Source organism: Variovorax ginsengisoli (assembly GCF_030811835.1).
Classification (GTDB): Bacteria; Pseudomonadota; Gammaproteobacteria; order Burkholderiales; family Burkholderiaceae_C; genus Variovorax; species Variovorax ginsengisoli_C.
Genome location: NZ_JAUSRO010000017.1, coordinates 26,056 through 41,391 on the forward strand (window position 1 = coordinate 26,056; position 15,336 = coordinate 41,391).

Genomic DNA, 15,336 nt, shown 5'->3' on the forward strand with positions numbered 1-15,336 from the left:
GGAGCTATTCCTCGCTGGTCCACTCCACCTGCACGCCCAGGCTGCGCAGGTTCTCGACGAAGCGCGGATGCGCGCGGCGAATGGGCGTGGCGTTACGGATCTCCGAGCGCCCCTCGATGCTGGCCGCCACCATGAAGAGCGCGATCGCCACGCGAATGATGTAGGGGCTCTCGACCACCGCCGGCGTGAGCGCCTGGCCGCCGAAGGTGACCAGGCGGTGCGGATCGGACTGGAACACGTGCGCACCGAACTTCGACAGCTCGCCCGACCAGCCGAGCGCGCCGTCATAGACCTTGTTCCAGAACATTGCATTGCCCTGCGCCCGCACGCCCAGGGCAATGAAGATGGGCAGCAGGTCGACCGGAAAGTACGGCCAGGGCGCGGCTTCGACCTTGGTCAGCACGTTGCTCGTGAAAGGCGTCTGCACACGCAGCGCGCCCGGACAATGCGCGCGCGACCAGCCGTCCTCGTGCGTGATCTGGACGCCGAACTTGGCGAAGGTGCGGTCGATCAACGGGAAGTTCGCGGGTGCGCTGTTGCGTACCACCACGTCGCCGCCAGTGATGGCGCCCAGCGCGAGAAAGGTCGTGATCTCGTGGAAGTCCTCGTCGAATCGGAATTCGCCACCGCCCAGCGGCAGGCCGCCGTGCACCGTCAGGCGCGAGGTGCCGACGCCTTCGATGCGCGCGCCGAGCATCACCATGAAGCGGCAGAACTCCTGCACATGCGGCTCCGACGCGGCATTGGTCAGCACCGAGGTGCCGTCCGCGCTCGCCGCGCACAGCACGAAGTTCTCGGTGGTGGTGACCGAGGCGTAGTCCAGCCAATGATCGTTGGGCGTGAGCCTGCCCTCGCAGCGCACCAGCAGCGAGCCCTCGGCGCGCTCCACCACACCTCCGAAGCGGCGGAACACGTCGACGTGCGGATCGATTTCGCGCATGCCCAGCGTGCAGCCTTTGACGTTGTCCTCCAGCCGTGCAACGCCGAAGCGCGCGAGCAACGGCGGCACCAGCATGATCGACGAGCGCATTTCTTCAGGCAGCCGGTGGAGCGCGGCATCGAAGGTCGTCTCGCGGTGATGCAGCTCGAGCGTGCCGGTGGCGTGGTCCATGGCGACCTCGCTGCCGAGGGTGCGGAAGATCTCGAGGATCTTTCGCACGTCGGTGATGTCGGGCACGCCGTGCAAGCGCAGCGCTTCGTTGGTGAGCAGCGTGGCACAGAGCACGGGCAGCACCGCGTTCTTGTTGGCCGAGGGCGTGATGCGCCCCCGCAGTGGCGTGCCGCCGTGAACGACGAGGTTGGACATGATGCGCAGGTCGGAATGGCTGGAATGCCCTACTCTAAACCCCGGAGGCCGTACTGTGCGCAGCGCCCTACAGACACGAAGCACGGCGTCGCACCGGCCGGCGCATCCCCTCCATGCCATGCTCTGGTGATGAACACCACCTTGCCCATCCCCGCAGTGCGCCGCCCCGATGGGTTGCGCCGATGGTGGGCACGATGCCGTCGCTGGGGCCTGCCGCCCAAGCGGGTCGTCACTTGGTCGGTGATCTCAGCCGTGCCCATGGCGCTGATCATCGCGCTGGGTGCCTACCTGTCCTACCACGGGCACAGCCTGCTGGTCGAAAGCAGGCGCCAGGTCGATCACACGCACCAGGTGCTGGCCGCGCTCCACAAGCTATTCATTTCGCTGGAGGATGCTGAAACCGGGCAACGCGGCTTCATCATCACCGGCGACGACAGCTACCTGGCGCCCTACTCCGCTGCCGTAGAGGAAATGCCCGCCAGCTTCGCCACCTTGCGTCACCTGCTCGACGACAGTCCGGCGCAAGCGACGCGCCTGACGACACTCGAGGGATTGATCCGCGACAAGCTCGATGAACTCGGCGCGGTGATCGTGCTGCGCCGCACCCGGGGATTTCAGAGTGCATCGCACTCCATCGTGGAAGGCCGAGGCAAGCTGCTGATGGACGAGGTGCGCCGGGAGACGGCCGAGATCGGCCGTGCGGCCGACGCCTTGCTGGTCGAACGCCAGAACATCTCGCATCGAAGGGAACGCGAGCTGCTGCGGATCGGTGTGCTGGTTGCGGCTCTGTCGATCTTCACGCGCATAGCACTGGCCGTCGTCTTGAGCCGGTTGCGGCGTGCCACCACGGCCACGGCGCGCTAGCATTGGAACCTTTGAGGGTCGGGCCTGCTTCGCCGCAGGCGCCATCCGGAAGGGATCCATGGGCGTTGAGATCGAAAGAAAATATCTGGTGAAAGACCGGTCCGTGGTGCGAGGCCTCACGGGCACGCGCATGGCGCAAGGTTATGTGGCGGACAACGGCATGTGGGTGCGCGTTCGAATTGCTGGCGATCTGGCCTTTCTCACGCTCAAGGGCAAGTCGGTCGGCCTCTCACGCGCGGAATTCGAATACCCGATTCCCCTGGCCGACGCGAGCGCGCTGCTGGCAGACCATTGTGGTCTGGGAAAGTTGGAGAAGGTTCGGTACCTGGTTCCGGTGGAAGGCTTCGTCTTCGAGGTCGACGTATTCGAAGGCACGCTCGCAGGCCTGGTGACAGCCGAGGTCGAGTTGCCGTCGGAAGACATTGCCTCGCCCACGCCCGCCTGGCTGGGCAAGGAAGTCAGCCATGACTTTCGCTACAGCAACGCGCAGCTGGCACAGAGCGGGGTCGTCCCGGTTTGAACTCCCCCCTCACAGCGATCGGGCAGCAGCAGAACGGCGCAGTTCTAGAATTCGCCCGTCATGAACCTGCGCACTCCAGACCTCATCCTTGACTGGCATGCCCATGTGTATTTCGACGCATCGAGCCGACCGGATGCGTGGGCGCTGCGCGAAGCGATCGAATCCGAGCTGGCAGGTCGCATGACCCTGGGCCGCTTTCATGAGAAACCCGTCGGCCCTCATCCGATGTGGAGCTACCAGTTGGCCATCACGGCGATCGACTTCCCGCCTGTGCTGGGCTGGCTGACACTCAACCACGGCGCGCTGGATGTCTTGATTCATCCGAACACCGGCGACAGCTTGCGTGATCACCGGGACTGCGCGCTCTGGCTTGGAAGATCGCACGTGCTGAACCTGTCCGCCTTGGGCGATTGAGGTCCCCGCGCTGGGGTGCCTCGCCGGCCAAAGACGCGGCATGGCCCACTTGACCCGGCCCTTGCGGCCACGTTTACAAAGCAGCCTTCAGTCCCGACATGATGAGGTGATGCGTGAACGCTTCTGTTCGATTCCTGAGTCCGGCGCAGGCCGCACGCCAGCTCGGCGTCTCTGCCAAGGCACTGCGTCTTTACGAGCAACATGGCATGGTGACACCCACGCGCAACACGGTGGGATGGCGTACATACGGTCCTGACGACATGCAGCGTGGCGGCGACATCGTGGCGCTGCGCTCGCTCGGTCTCAGCCTGGCACAGGTCGCAGGTGTACTGCGAGACGAGCCCACAACCCTGCAACCTGCACTGGCCGCGCACCAAGGCGTGCTCGAATCACGTGCCCGACAACTTGCGGTGACCATCGAGAAGGTCAAAGGCCTGCGTGCCCGCCTCGACCACGCTCGAGCACCCACAGCGGAGAAGCAGGCCCACGTGCAGGACGCGGGTGCCGGAGCCGGTGTCGAGTTCGAGCTCCCATGGCCCTGGGGGGGAGAGCTTTTCAAGTTGGACGACATCCGGCCGCTGAATTACATCGTTGGCCCGCTGGGCAGCGGCAAGACGCGGTTGGCCCTGCGCCTGGCGGAGGTGCTGCCGGCCGCGTCGTTTCTGAGCCTGGAGCGCGCCCGAATCAGCAATGGCGTGACCGCACGGCTGGGCGCCGATCCCGATTTGCGCCTGCGCGTTCAGCAGACGATGGCTGATCTCGTCGGCCATGGTGCCAACGCGTCCGCGGCCCTGGTCGCCTTGCTGGTCGGGCTGGAAGCCCAAGATTGGGCAGCGCTGGTGGTCGACCTGGTCGAACAGGGACTGGATTTGGCCACCCAGCAAGCCGTGGCCGCTCACCTGCGTCGCCGCCGAAGCGATGCCCGGCCGCTCTTTCTGCTCACACGATCGTCCGTCATTCTGGATCTGCCGACGTTGGGCGCGGACGCGTCCATCATTCTGTGCCCCGCCAATCACAGCCCGCCGACGCGGGTGGCCCCCTACCCAGGCACACCTGGTTATGAAGCGGTCTCTACCTGTTTGGCCGACCCGGCAGTGCGAGCGCGCACAGAAGGCGTCATAGCCTGGCGTCCTCTTCGGCAGGGCGTTCGCCATGCAGTTCGACCTGCGAATGTGGGCAACAAATCGCAAGGCTCGGGATAATCGACCACCTTCCATCCCGAGGTACCCCATGCGTCCTCTTGCGTCCGCCACTGTCGTGCTTCTGGCCGCGGTCTTTGCTACAGTCATGTCGCCGGCCTATGCCGAGGGCTCCCGAGAGCCACGGCCGCAGACCGCAGCGCAGCACACGCCCTATGACGGCCCGCTGTTCGATACGCACCTTCACTACAACCAGGAGGCGTGGGACGGCAGCACCGGGCCCTACCCGCCCACGGAGGCCCTGGCGCGCATGCGGCGCAACGGGGTGACAGCAATCGTCGCAAACTCGCGGCCCAACGCCGGCACACAGACGCTGGCCGCTTCCCGCGAGACACGCGCCGCAGGGGTGACCGTCGTGCCCTTCGTACGGCTCTATCGCAACCGCGAGGATTACGGCAACTGGTTTCGCGATCCGACCGTGTACGAGATGGTGCAGACAGAACTTGCCCGTGGCACCGCCAGCGGCCCCTACCGAGGCCTGGGCGAGTTCCACCTCTACGACAGCGCCAATGCCAATGGCCCCGTGGCGAAACAACTGGTGGCGTTGGCCGAACGCGAAAAGCTTGTGGTGCTCGCGCATGTCGACGATGTGGCGATCGACCTGCTGATGGCCAACGCACCCTCCAAGGGCCGCGAGCTGCGCCTGATCTGGGCGCACACCGGCATCGGCGGGACACCGATCGAGCGGGTCGAAGCCTTGCTGGAACGCTATCCGTTGCTGATGGGCGAGCTCTCTTACCGACCCGGACTGACCTGCGACGGCGGCATGCTTTGCGCGGACTGGCGGGCGCTGATTCTCAAGTACCCCGATCGCTTCCTGGTGGGCTCCGACACCTGGGTGAACCAGCGCTGGAGCGCCTACGACGACATCATGCAGGGGTACCGCGCCTGGTTGGGTGGCCTGCCGCCGGATGTGGCGCGGCGCATCGCGTGGGGCAACGCAGCCGCGTTGTTCGACATGCGCTGACGACGGCAGCAGCACCCATTTAGTTTAGGTCTAAACTATTCGCATCTGTAAATCCTGCGAGGTCGATCGATGCCATCCGATTCCATAAGCCCTGCAACGCCTGCCCTGCGGGGCCGCCATGCGCTGATCACCGGCGCGGGCCGTGGCATCGGCGCAGCCATCGCCCTGCGGCTGGCGCGCGATGGGGCGCGGTTGACGTTGGTCGGTCGCCATGCCGACACCCTGCAACGCACGGCCGACCGCTTGCCGGCGGGCGCCGAGGTCCAGGTCCTTGCCTGCGACATCTCGCAGCCCGACGCGGTGGCCGCGGTATTCGCCCAGGCGCGCGCCGGTTTCGGTCCGCTGGCCATGCTGGTGAACAACGCCGGCCAGGCGCACAGCGCCGCGTTCGGCAAGACCACGCTGGACGACTGGCACCAGATGCTGGCCGTGAACCTGACCGGCACGTTCGTCTGTAGCCAGGCCGCTTTGCCCGACATGCTGGCCGCGCGCGCCGGCCGCATCGTCAACATCGCAAGCACGGCGGGCCTGCGCGGCTACGCCTATGTGGCCGCCTACACGGCGGCCAAGCACGGCGTGATCGGCCTCACACGGGCACTCGCGCTCGAAGTGGCGGCACGCGGCGTCACGGTGAATGCCGTGTGCCCAGGCTATACCGACACCGACATCGTGCGCGAGGGCATCGAGCGCATCGTGGGCAAGACAGGGCGTTCGGCCGACGATGCACGCGCCGAGTTCGTCAAAAGCAACCCCCAGGGACGCCTGGTGTCGCCCGACGAAGTGGCCGACACCGTCGCCTGGCTGTGCGCGGATGGTGCAGCAGCCATCACCGGCCAGTCGATCTCGGTGTCGGGCGGCGAGGTGATGTGATCCCGCTGCCGCCTGCTGCCCTTAGCCGGCGGCCTGCATGACTTCCTCGACCTTCACCAACAATGCGTCGTGGTCGAAGGGCTTGACGATGAGCGCCATGTCGAACTCCAGAAAACTGCCCTTGGTGGCCACCTCGGCCGCATAGCCGGTCATCAGCAGGATCCTGATCCGGGGCCAACGGCTGCGGGCATAGTCGGCCACCTGGCGACCGTTCGGGCCGGGCAGTCCGACGTCGGACAACAGAAGATCGAAACGGGTGGTGCCCGCGAGCAGCGCCATGGCCTGGGTGCCGTCGGTCGCCTCCGTCACGCGCCAGCCGCGCTCTCGCAGCAGATCGACCAGTACCATGCGGACCACCGCGTCGTCTTCGGCAATCAGCACCGACTGGCCACGCTGCTCCGGCGGCGAGACCGCAGCCTGCTGCAAGTCGCCGGCGTCACCGGTCTCCAGCGAACGCGGCAGGCACAGCCGCACACAGGTGCCCTTGCCCTCGATGCTGTCGATCGATGCATAGCCGCCGGTCTGGCGCAGGTAGCCGTAGACCATCGACAGCCCGAGCCCGGTTCCCTGGCCGAGCGGCTTGGTCGTATAGAACGGATCGAAGGCGCGTGACAGCACGCTGGGTGGCATGCCCACGCCCGTGTCGATCACGCAGACCTGGACGAATTCGCCAGCCGCCAGGTCGGTGCCCGCGAGTTCGTCACCCGACAGCACGACGTTTTCCGCCTCCAGGCTCAGCGTGCCGCCACCGGGCATCGCATCGCGCGCGTTGATGGCCAGGTTGAGCAACGCGCTTTCGAACTGGTGAACGTCGGTTTTGACCGGCCAGAGGTTGTCGGCCAGCCGCACCGACAACGCGATGTTCTCGCCGCAGGTACTGCGCAGCAACGGCTCGATCGCATAGATCGAATCGGCGACCTCGATCACGCGCTCGTCGAGCGCCTGGCGCCGAGAGAACGCCAGCAGTCGCTGCGTGAGTGCGGAGGCCCGGCGCGCCGAGGCGATGCCGGCGTCGATGTAGCGATCGAGCGTGTCGTCACCGTTGCTTGCAAGCCGTTTGCGGATCACCTGCAGCGGCAGCACGATGCCCTGCAGCATGTTGTTGAAGTCGTGTGCGATGCCGCCAGTGAGTTGGCCCACGGCTTCCATCTTCTGGGCCTGGCGCAACTGCTCCTCGGTGTCCGCGGCGCGTTGTGCCAGGCTGGCATTGTCCCGGGTCAGCCGATCGGAAATGGCCAGTTGGTCGGTCACGTCGGCCCCCACCACGAGGATGCCGTTGACCGCCTTGCCAGCCGCCTGCAGCGGCTGATAGATGAAATTCACGAAGCGGCGTTCGGGCGGCGCGTCCGGGGTCCGCCGGAACTGGATCTCCGTACCGCTGCCGACAACGGCACGGCCACTGTGATACGCCTCATCGAGCATTTCGAAGAAGCCTTGACCCTCAACCTCCGGCAGGGCTTCGCGCACGGTCTTGCCGATCGGATCGCGGTGACCGATCAGCGCGCGGTAGGACGCGTTGGTCAGCGAGAAGCGGTGCTCGGGGCCTTCGAGAAAGGCCATGAAGCTGGGGCTGGCATCGAACAGCGATTCCAGCTGCCGAGCCTGCGCTGCCACCGCGCGTTCGGAGATGACGCGCTGCGTGATTTCGCTGCAGGCGCAGAACATGCCGAGCACAGCGCCGTCGTCGTCGCGCACGGGCGTGTACGAAAAGGAAAAGTGCGTCTCCTCCGGGTAGCCATTGCGCAGCATCTCGAACGCGATGTCGTCCATCTGCGTGCTGCGGCCGGCATAGGCGGCTGAGATGATCGGCTCGACCCGGTCCCATATTTCGTACCAGACCTTACAGAAGGGCTGCCCCATGGCCGAAGGATGGCGCGCGCCGAGCATCTCGGCATAGTGGTCGTTGTAGAGCGTGACCTGGGAAGGCCCCCACACGATCAATACGCCTTGCTTGACTTCGAGCATCAGCCCCACGAGGGTGCGCAACTGCGCTGGCCACGACGACGGCGGCCCCAGCGGAGAATTCGACCAATCCAGCTGTCGCAGCAGCCTTCCGGTGTCGCCACCGCCTTCCAGAAACTTCATCACGCCCCTCCCGGCTGTGGAGCAGGGATTATGTGACGTTGCCAAACGGCTGCGGCGTGAGACAGTGCCGACTATCCGGGCGCACCGAACGCCGTGACCACATAGTCGGCGAGCAGGAGGCCGCGCTCGGCCGCAATGGCGCGCAAGCGCGCTTCGATCTCCGGGTCGAAGAACTCATGGACTTCGCCCGTGACCGTGCACACCAGATGGCCATGGTGCTGTTGACCATCGTTGAGCTCGAAGACAGCGCGGCCATTGCCGAGCTGGCTCTTCTTCAATACACCGGTTTGTTCGAACTGCGAGAGCACCCGATACACCGTGGCCAGTCCGAAATCGGCCTGCTCCGCGACGAGCAGTCGATACACATCCTCGGCCGCCAGGTGCCGTTGCGTGCTCTGTCGGAACAGATCCAGGATTTTCAGCCGCGGCAAGGTGGCCTTCAAACCGCTCTGGGCGAGGTCTGCGGAATTGGCAAGCATGAAAGGTCAGAAGGGAGCGCGGGAAAAAATGCATGGCTGGCCGGCGAACCACTGGCTAGCAAAAAACGACCCCAGCGCAGTCTGCGCCGAAGTCGCCCCACGATGAAAACTATTTGGTGAGGATCAGCTTGCCCAGACGGGTGGCCTGCAGGCGATAGACAAATCCATTGTGCGCAATTTCAACTGCAGGACGGCCCTGTAGAAGCGCGGCGCTGTCGAGGCTGCCGACGTCGACGCCCACGGCCGATGTCGTTGCTTGCGCTGGGGCGTTCGCTGGACCGGGCTTCGCGGATGCGGCACTGGGCGCACGACGAAAACGGGTGCCGGAGAGCGAAGGGTTGAGTGTCAAGGTCTGCATGGGCGTCTTCCTTCAAGCATTGAAACAACGTCTCGATGCCTGAAGTATAGCAGCAAATAGCAATGATTCTTATTCGCGAAAAAAACCTGCAGCGTGCGTCAGTGCGTTGCCTTGGCTTCGTTCAGGAAGCCGAAGCGCCGTGCCGCTGGCATGGTCTCCGGCAATACATACACCACCCCTCGCGTGTCGCCCAGAGCAGGCTTGATGTAGCGGTCGTAAAAGGTGGCTGGCACGTTGATGCAACCGTACGAGATCCGATTGTCGGCAACGCTCGGCGTCGCCAGTCGTTCCAACCGCCGGTCTGCCTTGTTCGCCGTGCGGACCCGGTGCATCGAGATGGCTGCGTCATAGTCAACCCACACGATGTCTTCGCCTTGCAGGTTGCGCCCAGGTTCGGAGTCGAAGCGCCCTGCCGGGGTGGTTCGTTCCTCGGGCCGGATATCGGCCATCTTGCGCTCGCCGATGCCCGGGACGGAATCATCGCCACGCGCCAGGCCCAGCAGCACCGCAGAAGAGCCCATGAGCCGACCGTTGGCGTCATATACAGAGACGCGTGCGCGGGTTTTATCGATCACTGCGAACGCGTTTCCCTTGTTGTCGCCTGCGGCCACGGCCGCCTGGGCCAATTGGGCGGACTCGCTGGTCGTGGACGGCGGCTTGGCCTGGGCGGCCACGGCCATCGCGGCCAGTGTGAGGGGTAGCAAAGATCGATACAGAAGGCGATATGTCATGTGCAGACCCGATCAACGTGAACCCATGGAATGTCTCATGGCGCTGGAGATGCTAGCCCGTTGGCCGCCCCACCCGGTCGGCCGTTAGCGCCGCGCCCTGTAGGAAGGTGGGCCCGCGATCACACGGGTTACCGACGGGCCTTGCCCCACTTGCGCGCCAGATGGTCAAGCGCCGCCTGAGCGGAATCGACAATGGTCGTGGACCGCGCGATCATCAGGTTCAGGCGCTGGCCAAGACCCTCGACCATGACCCCGCCGTCAACTTCGCGCCATTCGCCGTCGTCGGCACGCATGCAAGGGATGGCTGCAGCAACCCGGTCGGCGTAGCTCCCGGGCCGCACCCCATACGCCACCACCGGCTTGCCGAGCGCGACCGCATAGCCGACCTCGAACACCGTCCCTGAATCGGGTTCCAGTCCGCGAAAGTCCTGCAGGTTGGCAATGACGGCGTCCGCGCTGCGGATCAGCGCCACATTCCCTTCATAGATGCGCTGCGCGATCAATCCGGCGTCTTGCAGGTTGGCATCCACTTCGTTATCCGTCGGCGCCACACCCTCCATGCCCAGCAAATCGCACTGGGCCTTCAGCCGGCGATAGATCGCTGCGGCATCGGTGTGGAAAACGTCGGGGCCCGCCAGGTAGATGCGCGGGCGAGAGGATGTTGAATTCAATGGGCTTCCTGTGAATGAAGTTGGGGTTGGACCTCGGTCGTTGCGTTTTTCTTTGAACCGCAGGCGATGGTAGCGCGGTGCATTTCTTTAAAAAAAACATCCATATACCATCCATATGGATGTTTATAATGCGTCATGACCTCAGCTTCCACCCGTGCGCCTGACCGCCTCAAGCCGCCTGATTCCGAGAAGATCACCATCAATCTTGGCTATGTCGATCTCGGCCAAGTCGATCTGTTGGTCATGGAAGGCTTCTATTCGAACCGTACGGACTTCATTCGTACGGCCATCCGCAACCACTTGGCGACCCACACCGATGTGCTGCGGCAAGTCGTCGCGCGCAAGATGCTGGTGCTAGGACTGCAACGCTTCGGGGTTTCGGACTTGGAGGCCGCGCGCCAGGCGGGACACAAGCTCCAGATTCGGGTTCTCGGCCTGGCAATCATTGATTCCGATGTAAGTGCTGACTTAGCGACGCAAACCATTGATTCGATCACGGTGCTCGGCGCCTTGCAGGCCAGCGCGGCGGTAAGAAGCGCATTGGCATCGCGCATTCGTTGAACTCTTCCTCAGGACCCTCCATGAACCCGCTTCTCCAAAGCCTGATGCAAAAGTCGGCGTTGCACGATCGAACAAGCGCACTCCTCAGCGCCACAGAGCGAATCCAGCAAGGTCTGCGCAAGGCTGTATGGCAGGCGACGGCGCACGGCGACCCGACCGTGACGCCTAACCCGGCGAACGCATCGGTGATCGATGTGGATGCACGCGTGATCGACGACGGCAAGGCCCGGCGCGCGTCGGAGCAAGCTTCGGTGGTCGCACGTGGCGCCCGCGAGGAAGCCCCCGCTGAGCAAGCCGAACGCTGGGCGCCTGGTCAATTCAGCCACCAAGGCCGCACCCTGGCCTTCCGGCTCTACGAACCACCCCCCGTTGCCGATCCCAGCGGCGCACCCGCCTCACCCAAGGCACTGGTACTGATGCTCCATGGCTGCACCCAGGACGCTGCTGATTTCGCAGCGGGCACCCAGATGAATGCATTGGCACGAACCCATGGCGTGATGGTGCTTTACCCGGAGCAGACGGCGCATGCCCACTCCCAGAAATGCTGGAACTGGTTCAAGCCGCAGCACCAGCAGCGCGGTCGAGGTGAACCTGCCCTGCTGGCAGCGCTGACGCAATCTGTCGTGGCTCGACACAACGTCGACCCGTCCAGGGTCTATGTTGCCGGCCTGTCGGCGGGTGGCGCCATGGCAGACATCATGGGGCGTTGCTATCCGGACCTGTTCGCCGCTGTCGGCGTGCACTCGGGGCTGCCACGCGGCGCAGCGAACGATCTGATGTCGGCCCTGGCCGCCATGCGTGGCGGCGGTGCGCCCGTTGCGGGTGATCCTGGCACCAGCCCACCGTTGATCGTGTTCCATGGCGACGCCGACGCCACAGTCAGTCCCGTCAACGGTACCGCATTGGTTCAAGCCGTTCTACAACAGCCGGCGGTGCAGCACGTCACGGAGAATGCGCAGACAGGCATTTCGCCCCGGGGACAACGCTTCACCCGTGAAATTCACCGCCGGGTGGATGGGGTGACCGCGGTAGAGCTTTGGCAACTGCATGGTGCCGGCCACGCGTGGGCAGGCGGCAGTCCGCAAGGCAGCTTCACGGACCCGCTGGGCGTGGATGCCAGCGCCGAGATGCTGCGATTCTTCCTCGAACATCGCCGCAGTTCGTAAGCGCCCGCTTCACGCACAAGGCGCTTCAGTCCAACAGCGGCTGAGCCACCTCGACGTTCCAGTCCGGGCCGTAAGTCGCCTCGGCATAAGCCTGCACCACCTTGGAGCCGAGCAGCCCATGGAGCACGTCGCCCTGCGCCGCGCGCCGACTGATCACCGGACTGAGCAGACCTTTGCTTGCCAGGTCCTGCAAGGCCCGGTCGACCCAAACCTGCCGGTGCGGCGGACTGAGCAACTCCACCTCAGCGCGGATGGCGCGGATCCGCTTGCCCATCCAGCCATCGTCTGCCTGGGTGGAGAGGGGTCGTTGGGCATGGGGTGCCGGTGCGGATACAACCACCTCCCGGTCGACTGCGGGCAGCGCGGACGGCGGCCCGTCGAGACCATCGTCGTTGCGCAACAAGGAGCGCAGGTACGAATAGGCATTGTCGACCCGGCGCAGGTTGCCATTGGCAGCGCGACGCTCCAGCGCATCGAGCTTTTCACGGACCAGCGCGTCACCGAACTCCTTGAGCAAGGCGTCGAGCTTGATTTCCCGGATGCCCAGCGTCTCGGCCCGCAGCGCGAGGTTCGCGTCGACCGGCTCCTTGTCGCCACTGCGCGTCGGCGCCTTGATCTTCTTGCGTACGGCAAACTGGACTTCGTTGACCACCCTGCCCTGCTTGTGCTCAATGAGCTCGATCTCGAGATCGGTTTCCTCGTTGATCTCTGCCACGGCCTCCTTGATGCGCTCGTTCTTGAACTTGCGCCATTCACGGCGATCGCCGCCGGGCATGTTGCTCAGCGCATCCGTCCACCATGAAATCGGCTTGCGGCTGGTCACACCGCCGGGGTTGTCGCGGTAACGCACGCAGATCTCGTAAAGCGCAATGCCGGCGTAAGTGCCCAGCTTGGCCAGCACTTCCAGATCAATGCGCGCCCAGCGCGACGGGTCGCGCAATACAGCCATGATGGACGGAGGGAACGACCAGCTCACCCAGTTCTCGCCGCGGCGGACTTCGAGAACCACTTCCGACAGCATCGAGAAGCCGCGCCACTTGATGCCATCACCCGGCGCGGTGGACTCCCAATCCACTTCAAGGCTGCGCATCTCGCTCAGATACCGCTTGGCCGCGGTCCGGTCATTGCCGGCCGAACCCGTGGTCCGGAGAATGGCGGCCAGCGGCGCCTCGAACAGAAAGTCGGCAGGCGGCATGGCCTCCATCGCATCGAGACGCGCCTGCGATACCTGGAGCAGCACGGTGTAAATGCGACGGGCAGTCAGTGTCACACGTGCAGAACGCGGGACCATGACCACCATCTCATGCGGCTTGCGCAACTCCACCGCCTCGGCCGCGCTCTCCGCAGGCCCAAACGCATGATCACCGGTTGCTTTGCTCATGGGCAATCATATGTCCACACAAGCTTGGACGCAACACACCGCGCTTGCATGCTGAATCGGCCGAGTAAATCGCGGACATATCGACCTCGAGGGGGAACAAGAGCGCGGTTAAATCACGGACGTTTGGGGTTGGAAGCCCCCTACGTGGTCGTCCGATGGACGCGTAAGTCACGGACGGAAGCCGATTTTCGCGTTTGGAAGGTCCCAAAAGCCGTCCAAACAGGCTGTGGATAACTGTATGCGGGTGCCACGTAGATCACGGACACTTGCCGCGTAGATCACGGACGCAATCGAGCAAAGCACGGACAGAAGCGAGTAGATCACGGACGCTTTACGGAAAAAATAGCTCCTAAGTTGTTGTTATTAAACGATTTATGGAGAATTTCCGGGTTCTCTAATATCTCTAAGTATTTGAAGATTTCTCTTAATCTCGAGAGGATAGCGTCTCGATTTGAGGTGAGAGAGGGCCCCCACAGCCGCTGGGCAGTGCATTGCCCTGACTTTCCTTCGTTTTTTCAAGGGTGCTGTGCATAATCGCGGCACACTGAAACTTTGAAGGCACATCGCGTGGACATCAAACAAACGATCAAACGACAGACGCTCGAAGACATTGAACTGCAAGCGCAAAAGATTGCAGGCATGATGGATCGAATCCGTGCTGCCATGCTTGCACCGACAGCCACCAAGTCTGCGCCTGCTATGAGCGCTGCACAACTTGCCGATTTGTGCGCAGTCGACAAGGCAAAGATCGCCTATCGCCTGACACGTGGCGGCCTGCCTTCGGGCACGATGCACGGTAACCGCAGGGAATGGACGATGGCCGAGGCGCAGACCTGGGCCAGGGAGTTACGAGCCCACCACTTGAGACCCGATGGCGCCGCAGGGATCACCCTGACTGTTGCCAACTTCAAAGGCGGGGTGGCCAAGACGACTTCGGCGGTCACCTTGGCGCAAGGACTCTCCATGCGTGGCCACCGGGTGCTGTTGCTGGACCTTGACCCCCAAGGTTCGGCAACCACGCTCTTCGGTGTGCTTCCAGACGCCGAGGTCGATACGGAACACACCGCCATGCTCCTCTTCGCTGGAGACGAGGACAACCTGCAGTACGCGATCCGGCCGACCTACTGGCCCAACATCGATCTGGTTTGCGCAGCGCCGCTGCTCTACGGCGCCGAGTTTGCTCTCCCTGCCCGGCAGGCGAAGGACCCCGGTTTCGAGTTCTGGCGCGTGCTGGATCGAGGGCTGGATCTGACGCGTGAGCAATACGATGTGATCGTGATCGACACCCCGCCGTCTTTGAGCTATGTGACCATCAATGCGCTCATGGCAGCGGACGGTGTCATCATGCCTTTGCCACCCTCTGCGCTCGACTTTGCGAGTTCGGCGCAGTTTTGGGATCTTTTTTCGGATTTGTGCAACCAGTTGGTTCGCAGCCGAGGAAAGAACAAGAGCTTTGAATTCATCGACGTTCTTCTATCTCGTGTCGAGGCTTCCGACACTGCCAGTTCCGTCGTCCGGCAATGGGTGCTCGAGGGGTACGGCGACAAGGTGCTGCCCATCGAAATACCCAAAACAGCAGTGGCTGCGACAGCGAGCGCAGAATTCGGGACGGTGTATGACTTGCCGCGCGGCTCGGTAAATTCAAAAACGTTTGCACGCGCACGTGACGCTTATGACCGCATGTGCGAGCTCGTCGAGCAGCAGATCGAAGCAGTCTGGGCGCGGCAGATTGCGGAACGCCAGCTGTTGGAAGCAGGAGTTTGA

General features: G+C 63.9%; 16 protein-coding genes. 9 read left to right on the plus strand and 7 right to left on the minus strand.

Annotation, left to right across the window (positions count from 1 at the left end):
* Window positions 1-4: 4 nt before the first annotated feature.
* Window positions 5-1,306, minus strand: coding sequence for a UDP-N-acetylglucosamine 1-carboxyvinyltransferase (locus J2W36_RS22430; RefSeq protein ID WP_307691993.1), 1,302 nt, complete (start codon window positions 1,304-1,306; stop codon window positions 5-7).
* A 129-nt stretch (window positions 1,307-1,435) separates the two neighbouring features.
* On the opposite strand from J2W36_RS22430, the gene J2W36_RS22435 reads away from it, so the two are divergent.
* The 6 genes from J2W36_RS22435 (at window position 1,436) to J2W36_RS22460 (ending at window position 6,140) form a co-directional block, all read left to right on the plus strand.
* Window positions 1,436-2,170 (plus strand): CHASE3 domain-containing protein, encoded by a 735-nt coding sequence (locus J2W36_RS22435; RefSeq protein WP_307691994.1) that lies wholly within the window; start codon window positions 1,436-1,438, stop codon window positions 2,168-2,170.
* A gap of 58 nt (window positions 2,171-2,228) precedes the next feature.
* Window positions 2,229-2,690, plus strand: coding sequence for a CYTH domain-containing protein (locus tag J2W36_RS22440; protein ID WP_307691995.1), 462 nt, complete (start codon window positions 2,229-2,231; stop codon window positions 2,688-2,690).
* A gap of 60 nt (window positions 2,691-2,750) precedes the next feature.
* Window positions 2,751-3,104, plus strand: coding sequence for a DOPA 4,5-dioxygenase family protein (locus tag J2W36_RS22445; protein ID WP_307691996.1), 354 nt, complete (start codon window positions 2,751-2,753; stop codon window positions 3,102-3,104).
* 113 nt (window positions 3,105-3,217) lie between these two features.
* Window positions 3,218-4,306 (plus strand): MerR family transcriptional regulator, encoded by a 1,089-nt coding sequence (locus J2W36_RS22450; protein WP_307691997.1) that lies wholly within the window; start codon window positions 3,218-3,220, stop codon window positions 4,304-4,306.
* Window positions 4,275-5,270, plus strand: coding sequence for an amidohydrolase family protein (locus tag J2W36_RS22455; RefSeq protein ID WP_370869374.1), 996 nt, complete (start codon window positions 4,275-4,277; stop codon window positions 5,268-5,270). The genes J2W36_RS22450 and J2W36_RS22455 overlap by 32 nt, the downstream gene beginning before the upstream one ends.
* A 69-nt stretch (window positions 5,271-5,339) precedes the next feature.
* Complete coding sequence (locus J2W36_RS22460) at window positions 5,340-6,140, plus strand: SDR family NAD(P)-dependent oxidoreductase (protein ID WP_307691999.1); 801 nt, start codon at window positions 5,340-5,342, stop codon at window positions 6,138-6,140.
* Window positions 6,141-6,161: 21 nt separating this feature from the next.
* Here J2W36_RS22460 and J2W36_RS22465 read toward each other — a convergent pair whose 3' ends face one another.
* The 5 genes from J2W36_RS22465 to J2W36_RS22485 all read right to left on the minus strand — a co-directional run bounded on the left by J2W36_RS22465 (window position 6,162) and on the right by J2W36_RS22485 (window position 10,464).
* On the minus strand, window positions 6,162-8,225 hold the full coding sequence (locus J2W36_RS22465) for a PAS domain-containing protein (RefSeq protein ID WP_307692000.1): 2,064 nt from the start codon (window positions 8,223-8,225) through the stop codon (window positions 6,162-6,164).
* A gap of 71 nt (window positions 8,226-8,296) precedes the next feature.
* Window positions 8,297-8,704, minus strand: coding sequence for a ferric uptake regulation protein (locus J2W36_RS22470; RefSeq protein ID WP_307692001.1), 408 nt, complete (start codon window positions 8,702-8,704; stop codon window positions 8,297-8,299).
* Window positions 8,705-8,813: 109 nt separating this feature from the next.
* Window positions 8,814-9,062 (minus strand): hemin uptake protein HemP, encoded by a 249-nt coding sequence (gene hemP, locus J2W36_RS22475; RefSeq protein WP_307692002.1) that lies wholly within the window; start codon window positions 9,060-9,062, stop codon window positions 8,814-8,816.
* Between the two features lie 98 nt (window positions 9,063-9,160).
* The gene (locus J2W36_RS22480) at window positions 9,161-9,742 is read right to left on the minus strand and encodes a L,D-transpeptidase (protein WP_307692003.1); all 582 of its coding nucleotides are present in this window, start codon (window positions 9,740-9,742) and stop codon (window positions 9,161-9,163) included.
* A 179-nt stretch (window positions 9,743-9,921) separates the two neighbouring features.
* Window positions 9,922-10,464, minus strand: coding sequence for a nucleoside 2-deoxyribosyltransferase (locus tag J2W36_RS22485; protein ID WP_307692004.1), 543 nt, complete (start codon window positions 10,462-10,464; stop codon window positions 9,922-9,924).
* 135 nt (window positions 10,465-10,599) lie between these two features.
* Here J2W36_RS22485 and J2W36_RS22490 point away from each other — a divergent pair, with 135 nt between their 5' ends.
* Window positions 10,600-11,025 (plus strand): ribbon-helix-helix domain-containing protein, encoded by a 426-nt coding sequence (locus tag J2W36_RS22490; protein ID WP_307692005.1) that lies wholly within the window; start codon window positions 10,600-10,602, stop codon window positions 11,023-11,025.
* A gap of 20 nt (window positions 11,026-11,045) precedes the next feature.
* Window positions 11,046-12,191: an extracellular catalytic domain type 1 short-chain-length polyhydroxyalkanoate depolymerase gene (locus tag J2W36_RS22495; RefSeq protein WP_307692006.1), complete on the plus strand. Its 1,146-nt coding sequence runs from the start codon at window positions 11,046-11,048 to the stop codon at window positions 12,189-12,191.
* Window positions 12,192-12,216: 25 nt separating this feature from the next.
* On the opposite strand, the gene J2W36_RS22500 is transcribed toward J2W36_RS22495, so the two are convergent.
* Window positions 12,217-13,572, minus strand: a complete 1,356-nt coding sequence (locus J2W36_RS22500) for a replication initiation protein (RefSeq protein ID WP_307692007.1) — start codon at window positions 13,570-13,572, stop codon at window positions 12,217-12,219.
* A gap of 567 nt (window positions 13,573-14,139) precedes the next feature.
* Here J2W36_RS22500 and J2W36_RS22505 point away from each other — a divergent pair.
* Window positions 14,140-15,336 (plus strand): ParA family protein, encoded by a 1,197-nt coding sequence (locus tag J2W36_RS22505; protein ID WP_307692008.1) that lies wholly within the window; start codon window positions 14,140-14,142, stop codon window positions 15,334-15,336.

Bases quoted from the DNA above. Each gene is read 5' to 3' on its own strand.
- J2W36_RS22430 (WP_307691993.1), bottom strand. From the start codon at position 1,306: ATGTCCAACCTCGTCGTTCACGGCGGCACGCCACTGCGGGGGCGCATC.
- J2W36_RS22435 (WP_307691994.1), top strand. From the start codon at position 1,436: ATGAACACCACCTTGCCCATCCCCGCAGTGCGCCGCCCCGATGGGTTG.
- J2W36_RS22440 (WP_307691995.1), top strand. From the start codon at position 2,229: ATGGGCGTTGAGATCGAAAGAAAATATCTGGTGAAAGACCGGTCCGTG.
- J2W36_RS22445 (WP_307691996.1), top strand. From the start codon at position 2,751: ATGAACCTGCGCACTCCAGACCTCATCCTTGACTGGCATGCCCATGTG.
- J2W36_RS22455 (WP_370869374.1), top strand. From the start codon at position 4,275: ATGTGGGCAACAAATCGCAAGGCTCGGGATAATCGACCACCTTCCATC.
- J2W36_RS22460 (WP_307691999.1), top strand. From the start codon at position 5,340: ATGCCATCCGATTCCATAAGCCCTGCAACGCCTGCCCTGCGGGGCCGC.
- J2W36_RS22465 (WP_307692000.1), bottom strand. From the start codon at position 8,225: ATGAAGTTTCTGGAAGGCGGTGGCGACACCGGAAGGCTGCTGCGACAG.
- J2W36_RS22470 (WP_307692001.1), bottom strand. From the start codon at position 8,704: ATGCTTGCCAATTCCGCAGACCTCGCCCAGAGCGGTTTGAAGGCCACC.
- hemP (WP_307692002.1), bottom strand. From the start codon at position 9,062: ATGCAGACCTTGACACTCAACCCTTCGCTCTCCGGCACCCGTTTTCGT.
- J2W36_RS22480 (WP_307692003.1), bottom strand. From the start codon at position 9,742: ATGGCCGTGGCCGCCCAGGCCAAGCCGCCGTCCACGACCAGCGAGTCC.
- J2W36_RS22490 (WP_307692005.1), top strand. From the start codon at position 10,600: ATGACCTCAGCTTCCACCCGTGCGCCTGACCGCCTCAAGCCGCCTGAT.
- J2W36_RS22495 (WP_307692006.1), top strand. From the start codon at position 11,046: ATGAACCCGCTTCTCCAAAGCCTGATGCAAAAGTCGGCGTTGCACGAT.
- J2W36_RS22500 (WP_307692007.1), bottom strand. From the start codon at position 13,572: ATGAGCAAAGCAACCGGTGATCATGCGTTTGGGCCTGCGGAGAGCGCG.